This window comes from Phaeovulum sp. (assembly GCF_041596715.1).
Taxonomy (GTDB): Bacteria; Pseudomonadota; Alphaproteobacteria; order Rhodobacterales; family Rhodobacteraceae; genus UBA6213.
Genome location: NZ_JBFHIA010000160.1, coordinates 1 through 7476, shown reverse-complemented (window position 1 = coordinate 7476; position 7476 = coordinate 1). Strand labels below are relative to the sequence as shown.

Below are 7476 nucleotides of genomic sequence, written 5' to 3'. Positions count from 1 at the left end.
AGCACCGGGCCAAAGATTTCGCGCCCCAGATCCGCGATGCCCCGCACACGGATCACGGTGGGGGCAATGAAATGGCCACCTTCGGGGCGCGGTAGTTCCTTCAGCAGCCGCTCCTCGGCCTCGGCCTGCCCGATATGCGCGCCGATTGTCTCTTCGGCCTCGGCGTCGATCACCGGGCCGATATCCGTGGCAAGATGCCAAGGGTCGCCGACCCGCAATTCATCCATCGCGCCAAACAGCATTTCGGTAAACGCCGGGGCGATGTCGTGCTGCACATAAAGACAGCGGAGTGCCGAGCAGCGCTGCCCCGCCGATTGGAACGCCGAGGCCAGCACATCGCGCACCGCCTGTTCGGGCAGCGCGGTGCTATCCACGATCATCGCGTTAAGGCCGCCGGTTTCCGCGATCAGCGGCGCATCGGGGGCAAGGTTGGCAGCCATCGCGCGGCGGATCGCCTGCGCGGTATCGGTTGATCCTGTAAACGCCACGCCCGCAACGCGCGGGTCCGAGGTCAGCGCGCGGCCCACGCTTGGGCCATCGCCGGGCAGCAATTGCAGCGCGCTGGCGGGCACCCCCGCACGGTGCAACAGCCGCACGGCATGGGCGGCGATCAGCGGCGTTTGCTCGGCGGGCTTGGCCAGTACCGCGTTGCCTGCGGCAAGGGCTGCTGCGATCTGCCCGGTAAAGATTGCCAGCGGAAAGTTCCACGGGCTGATGCAGGTGAAAACGCCAAGCGCCGGGCGGTTCAGCGCGGCCGCCTCAAGCGCGTAATAGCGCAGAAAATCGGTTGCCTCGCGCAACTCTCCCACCGCATCGGGCAGGGTCTTGCCAGCCTCGCGCGCCAAAAGCGCGAAGATCGGGCCGAAATCGGCCTCGAACATGTCAGCGGCGCGGTTAAGCACAAGCGCGCGTTCGGCAACTGGTGTGTCCCAAGTTTGCGCGGCGGCAAGGGCGGTGGCGACATCGGTGGCGGTGGCCGCGCGCACCTCGCCCACCTTGGCCCCGGTGGCGGGGTTGAGCACGGCCTGCGGCGCGCCGCCTTCAACCGGGCCCGCAAGCATTGGCGCGGCAACCGCAAGGCCCTTGGTCGCGCGTGCGGCATTTATGGCCGCAAGCGTGCCGGCATCGGTCAGATCGAAGCCACGACTGTTGGCGCGGGCGGGTGCGAACAACTGCGGCGCGCGCGGCAAGCGCGGGTTGACGGGATCGGCCAGCGCCTCAAGCGCTGTCAACGGGCAGGCGGCGACCACTTCTGGCGGCACCTCTTCGTTGACGATCTGGTTGACGAAACTCGAATTGGCGCCGTTTTCCAGCAACCGTCGCACCAGATAGGCCAGCAGGTCGCGGTGCGCGCCGACTGGCGCGTAGATGCGGCAGCGCGCGCCTGCGCCTTTCAGCGCGATGTCATGCAGCTTCTGACCCATGCCATACAGGCGCTGAAACTCGAATGCGCGCCCCTCGGCCATCTCCAGCACGGCGGCCACGGTATGGGCATTATGCGTGGCGAATTGCGGATAAATGCGGTCGCTCATGCCAAAAAGGCGGCGGGCCAGCGCTATGTAGCTGACATCCGTGCCAAGTTTGCGGGTGAACACAGGGAAATCGGAAAGCCCCAGAACCTGCGCGCGCTTCACCTCGGCGTCCCAATACGCGCCCTTGACGAGGCGCACCATCAGGCGGCGGTCAAGCCGCTCTGCGGTGGCGTAAAGCCAGTCGATCACCAACCCCGCGCGGCGACCATAGGCTTGCACGACCACGCTGAATCCGTCCCATCCCTTCAGGTCCGGGTCGGCCAGCACCGCCTCGATCACGCGCAGCGAAAGCGCCAGCCGATCGGCCTCTTCGGCGTCTATGGCAAAGTTCATCCCGGCCTTGGCGGCGGCGCGTGCAAGGCTTTTGACCACCGGCACCAACTCGGCCATCACCCGCGCTTCCTGGGCGACTTCGTAACGCGGATGCAGCGCCGAAAGCTTGACCGAAATGCCGGGGTTGGTGCGCGGATCACGCGTTTTGCATGATTTGGCAATGGCGGCGATCGCTTTGGCGTAGCTGTCTGCATATCGATCTGCGTCATGTCCGGTGCGGGCGGCCTCTCCCAGCATGTCGTAGCTGAAACTATAGCCCTCGGCCTCGCGCGTCTCGGCGCGCTTCATCGCCGCGCCGATGGTTTCACCCAACACGAACTGGCGACCCATTTCCTTCATGGCACGGCCCACCGCAAGGCGGATGACGGGTTCGCCCAGCCTGCGCACGGCGTTGCGCAACTGGCCAACAACGCCCGGCTCTTTGTCTTCCAACACCTTGCCGGTCAGCAGCAGACCCCAAGTCGAGGCGTTCACCAACGATGAGGACGACCGCCCAAGATGTTTGCCCCAATCCGAAGGGGCGATCTTGTCTTCGATCAGACGGTCCATGGTGTCTGTGTCGGGCACCCGCAGCAGGGCCTCGGCCAGACACATCAGCGCCACGCCTTCCTCTGTGCTCAACCCGTATTCGGCCAGAAACACTTCCATCAGGCCGGGGCGCACGTCGGCGCGGATCTGGCGCACCAGTGCTGCGGCGGCCTCGGCTATGTGGCGGCGCGCAGCCGGGTCAAGCGCCGCCTCGGCAAGCAGTTCGCGCAGCAGAGGTGCTTCAGGGGTAAGGCTTTCTGTTTCGATGCGGTGCATCAGCGTGGACAGGCGGTTCATCAAAAGCTCCCTTGCGTTGGGGCCATGATAGCGGCAATCTGCAAGCCATTCGGCCCGATCTTTTGCAATCAGCAGCCAAAACGACCAAAGAAATGCCAATACACATGCCAAAAGGACCGGTAGAGCTAGACCGTTTCGACGCAGCGATCATTGCCGCGCTCGCCGCCGATGGCCGCATCACCGCCACCGCACTTGCCCGCCGGGTGGGGCTGACGAAATCGCCGGTGCAGGCGCGTGTGCGGCGGTTGGAAGAGGCGGGGGTGATTGCAGGCTACCGCGCCATTCTCAACCCGATCCGCATGGGGCTGGCGCATGTGGCCTTTGTCGAGGTGCGCCTGTCCGACACCCGCGAGGGCGCGCTGCAAGCGTTCAACCGTGCGGTGCGCGCGGTGCCCGAGATCGAGGAATGTCATATGATCGCGGGCGGGTTCGACTATCTGCTGAAGGTGCGCACCACCGATATTACCGAGTATCGCCGGGTGATGGCCGAGCGCATCTCGACGCTGCCACACGTGGCGGCAACCTCGACCTATGTGGCGATGGAGGCGGTGAAAGAGGCCGGACCTATCGCGCCGCGGTAATCACCACCGCGCCATTTGCAAGCAACTCGATCCCGCCAGCGGCCTCGCGCACGCTATCGACCTTGCCAAGCAAGTCATTGAAGGCAAACTCATATTTGAAAAAATCGAAGTCGCAGAGCATCTTGGTGGTGGTCAGCCCGCCCAGCATAAGCTTTTCACCCGAGGCAGAAATCGGCCGCGACCACGTGTTGCAAATCACCTTGCCGCCAACACTGTCGGCCGCTGCGCGCGATAGGGTAATTTCCGCGCCGCTTGGCACAGCTTCACCTGCAATGGCGACCACCCGCCACTGGCCGCCGATCGGCAGCGCGGCAAAGGGATCAGCTGCGGCAGGCATGGCAAACGCAAGACTCGCCATGAGAAAAAGAGGTAAGCGGTGCACTTCGGTCTCCGGTCAGGTTTGGTGCAGTATGCGCCTGTGGGCGTTGCGGCGAAAGCTAGAAAGTCGGCGGTGTGTTCACCCAGATCAGAACAGTTTCCCCATCGGCGGCATTGACCCATGCGTGGCTTCGGCGGCTTTCGAAATAGACCGAGTCGCCCGCGCCCAGATCGTGGCATTCAACGCCGTCGAGCGTCAGGCGCAGCCGCCCGGTCAGAACGTGAATGAACTCTTCACCCTCGTGGCCATACCCGCCCTCGCTAGCCGCGCCCGGTGCCAGCACGAAGCGGTGGCAATCCATCTGCCGTCGCCCCTCTGCCAGAACTTCGACCCGAAGCCCCGGCACTGGCATCGGCCAAATCCTCGCCGACCCCGCCCGCACCACCGCGCCGCCCGGCTGGTCTTGCCCGGAAAGCGCGGAAACCGTGGTGCCGAGGTGGCGCGCAAGGTCGGCCAAGGTCTTGAACGAAACCCCGGCACCGGTGCGTTCCAGCGTTGAAAGCGCCGAGGCAGAAATACCCAAGGCAGAGGCTGTCTGTTCCAACCGCTCGCCACGCGCTACGCGCAAGGCACGAAGCCGCGCGCCCAGCGGTTCTGCGGTGGGTGCGGTGGTCTCGGGCTCTGCCTCGGCCAGCGCCACACGGATCGCGGCCGGGTTCAGCCCCGCCTCGCGGCGCAGCCATGCGATGCGGCAGGCACGCGCCACATCGGCCGAAGAATAGAGCCGCTGGCCCGACGCGCGGCGTGCGGGCGCAAGTAACCCCTGCGCCTCCCACAGCCGCAGCGTCGAGGGGGAAACCCCCGCCGCTCGTGCCGCATCGGCAACCCGAAACGGGATTTCGTCGCTCATTTCTTTGGCCTCGCCAGAAAACGGCATCTCATAGTCGGGTACATACTATCGCAGGTGAAAAAAATCTTGCAGAAAAAATGCAAAGACCGAATCGGGAGAATACGATGACCAGCTTGACCGACCGCAAGACCGCCGCCATCGCCAAAGGCGTCGGCATGACCACGCAGATCTACGCTGACCGCGCCGAAAACGCCGAGATCTGGGATAAAGAGGGTAACCGCTACATCGACTTTGCGGCGGGCATCGCGGTGGTGAACACCGGCCACCGCCATCCGCGCGTGATCGAGGCGGTCAAGGCGCAGCTCGACCGCTTCACCCATACCTGCCATCAGGTCGTGCCCTACGAAAACTATGTGGAACTGGCCGAGCGGTTGAATGGCTTGCTGCCGGGCGATTTCGCCAAAAAGACCATCTTCGCCACCACCGGTGCCGAGGCGGTTGAAAACGCGGTCAAGATCGCGCGGCACTACACCGGGCGCAGCGCCATCGTGGCCTTTGCGGGCGGTTTTCATGGCCGCACCTTCATGGGAATGGCGCTGACCGGAAAGGTGCAGCCCTACAAGGCCGGGTTCGGGCCGATGATGGGCGATGTGTGGCACCTGCCATTTCCGATCGAAATGCACGGCACCAGCACCGCTGACGCGCTGGCCGCACTCGATCGGCTGTTCAAGGCCGATCTGGAACCCACCCGCGTTGCTGCGATCATCGTGGAACCGGTGCAGGGCGAGGGCGGGTTTTACGAGGCGCCGGCGGGCTTCATGGCTGCGCTGCGCAAGGTTTGCGATGCCCACGGCATCGTGTTGATCGCCGACGAGGTGCAGACCGGTTTTGCCCGCACCGGCAAGATGTTCGCGATGCAGCACCACGACGTTGCGGCCGATATCACCTGCATGGCCAAGGGGCTGGGTGGCGGCTTTCCAATCTCGGCGGTGACGGGCCGCGCCGAGATCATGGATAGCCCCAACCCCGGCGGTCTTGGCGGCACCTACGCGGGCAACCCGTTGGGCGTGGCTGCGGCCCATGCGGTGCTTGACGTGATCGAGGACGAACAGCTTTGCGACCGCGCCACGCGGCTTGGGCAGCGGCTGAAGCAGCGGTTGGCGGGTATGCGTGAGACGGTTCCGGAGATTGCCGATATTCGCGGCCCCGGCTTCATGAACGCGGTCGAGTTCAACGTGGCGGGCAAAGCCGAACCCAACCCCGCCTTTACCAACCGGGTGCGGGAAGAGGCGCTGAAGCGCGGCTTGATCCTGCTGACCTGCGGCGTTTATGGCAACGTTATCCGGTTCCTCGCGCCGCTGACGATTCCCGACGCGGTGTTTGACGAGGCGCTCGACATCATCGAAGCGTCGATGATTGCCGCGCGGGGCTGACACCCGTGGATGAGACGGACCAACGCCTGATCGCGGCGCTTCGCCGCGACGGGCGCGCCTCGCTTTCCGATCTTGCGGCGGCGCTGGGCGTGGCGCGCGCCACGGCGCGGGCGCGGATTGAACGGCTGGTCGCGCGGGGCGAGATTTCCGGCTTTACGGTGCTGACGCGCACCGATGTGACGGCCGCGCCGGTGCGTGGGCTGATGATGTTGGGGATCGAGGGGCGCGGCACCGACCGGATCATTGCGCGATTGATGGGGCTTTCGGCGGTGCAGGCGGTACATTCCACGAATGGAAAATGGGATCTGATCGTCGAAATCGGCACCCAGACGCTGGCGCAGCTTGACGATGTTCTGTCGCAGATCCGCCGCCTTGAAGGCGTGGCCACATCGGAAACCAACCTGATGCTGACCACGCGCCGCCCCGGTGCCAAGCTGTGAGCGGCGGGGCTTATCACGCGTGTTAAGCTGCCTAAGCGCTTGTAAAACATAACATAAAGTAAGCGCGTTAAGCATTCGTCAAGCATTTCGACGCCGAAACTTGGGGCTGGCCACGCAGGCTGGCCCCTTAATCTGCGCGCATCAACATGCCGTAAAGATCGCGCGGATCGTCCGGGTCTGCGATCATGTCGAGGTCGTCATATAGCGCGGTGCCTTGCAGCTTGCTCAGCACATAGCGAAGTGCCGCGAAATCTTCGATCGCAAAGCCCACACCGTCAAACAGCGTGACTTCGGCGGTGTTCCGCCGCCCCGCGGCCTGCCCGGTGATGACCTGCCAAAGCTCGGTCACGGGAAAATCGGCGGGCATCTGCTGAATCTCGCCTTCAACGCGGGTCTGTTCGGGGTATTCGACAAATACCGAGGCGCGCGACAGGATGCCGGGGGCCAGTTCGGTCTTGCCCGGGCAGTCGCCGCCGATCGCGTTCAGATGCACCCCGGCACCCACCATATTGTCGGTCAGTATCGTCGCATATTGTTTGTCGGCGGTGCAGGTGGTGATGATCTGCGCGCCTTCGATAGCGGCCTCGGCAGAGCTGCATGGCACGACGCGCAGCCCGGTTCGGGCCAGATTGGCCGCGCATTTTTCGGTGGCGGCTGGATCTATATCGTAAAGGCGCACTTCGTTGATGCCGCAAACCGCGCGGAAGGCCAGCGCCTGAAACTCGGATTGTGCGCCATTGCCGATCAGCGCCATGACCTGCGCGCCCTTGGGGGCAAGCCATTTGGCCGCCATTGCCGAAGTGGCGGCAGTGCGCAGCGCGGTGAGCAGGGTCATTTCGCTGAGCAGTAGCGGATAGCCTGTGCTGACCTCGGCCAATAGCCCGAAGGCGGTAACGGTTTGCAGCCCCTCGTGCGTGTTCTTGGGATGGCCGTTGACGTATTTGAACCCGTAGGTTTCACCATCTGAAGTGGGCATCAGTTCGATCACGCCCACCGCGCTGTGCGAGGCTACGCGCGGGGTTTTGTCGAACTTTGGCCAGCGGCGAAAATCGGCTTCGATTTCGGCTGCAAGTTCAAGCAGCATTCGCTCTAGCCCGATGTGGTGAACAAGCCGCATCATATTTGCGACCGAGACGAAGGGAACCAGAGCCAGTTGCGAAGGT

At 64.2% G+C, this 7476-nt stretch carries 7 protein-coding genes; 3 read left to right on the top strand and 4 right to left on the bottom strand.

The features are described from left to right. Positions 1-2690 (bottom strand): bifunctional proline dehydrogenase/L-glutamate gamma-semialdehyde dehydrogenase PutA (gene putA / locus ABY403_RS11315; RefSeq protein WP_372840921.1); only part of this gene is annotated, 2690 nt, incomplete at its 3' end. A gap of 104 nt (positions 2691-2794) precedes the next feature. On the opposite strand from putA, the gene ABY403_RS11310 reads away from it, so the two are divergent. Continuing rightward, on the top strand, positions 2795-3271 hold the full coding sequence (locus ABY403_RS11310; RefSeq protein WP_372840920.1) for an Lrp/AsnC family transcriptional regulator: 477 nt from the start codon (positions 2795-2797) through the stop codon (positions 3269-3271). Here ABY403_RS11310 and ABY403_RS11305 read toward each other — a convergent pair. Beyond that, positions 3255-3653, bottom strand: coding sequence for an META domain-containing protein (locus ABY403_RS11305; protein WP_372840919.1), 399 nt, complete (start codon positions 3651-3653; stop codon positions 3255-3257). The two genes, ABY403_RS11310 and ABY403_RS11305, sit on opposite strands and share 17 nt — an antisense overlap. 55 nt (positions 3654-3708) lie before the next feature. Then, entirely contained in the window at positions 3709-4500 is a 792-nt protein-coding gene (locus ABY403_RS11300; RefSeq protein WP_372840918.1) for a MerR family transcriptional regulator, read from the bottom strand. Positions 4501-4604: 104 nt separating this feature from the next. Here ABY403_RS11300 and ABY403_RS11295 point away from each other — a divergent pair, with 104 nt between their 5' ends. After that, positions 4605-5873: a 4-aminobutyrate--2-oxoglutarate transaminase gene (locus ABY403_RS11295; RefSeq protein WP_372840917.1), complete on the top strand. Its 1269-nt coding sequence runs from the start codon at positions 4605-4607 to the stop codon at positions 5871-5873. A gap of 5 nt (positions 5874-5878) precedes the next feature. Next, positions 5879-6313 carry an Lrp/AsnC family transcriptional regulator gene (locus ABY403_RS11290; RefSeq protein WP_372840916.1) on the top strand — a complete coding sequence of 145 codons (435 nt, stop codon included), beginning with the start codon at positions 5879-5881 and terminating at the stop codon, positions 6311-6313. A gap of 127 nt (positions 6314-6440) precedes the next feature. On the opposite strand, the gene ABY403_RS11285 is transcribed toward ABY403_RS11290, so the two are convergent. Beyond that, a partial coding sequence (locus ABY403_RS11285; RefSeq protein WP_372840915.1) for an ornithine cyclodeaminase occupies positions 6441-7476 on the bottom strand: 1036 nt, incomplete at its 5' end.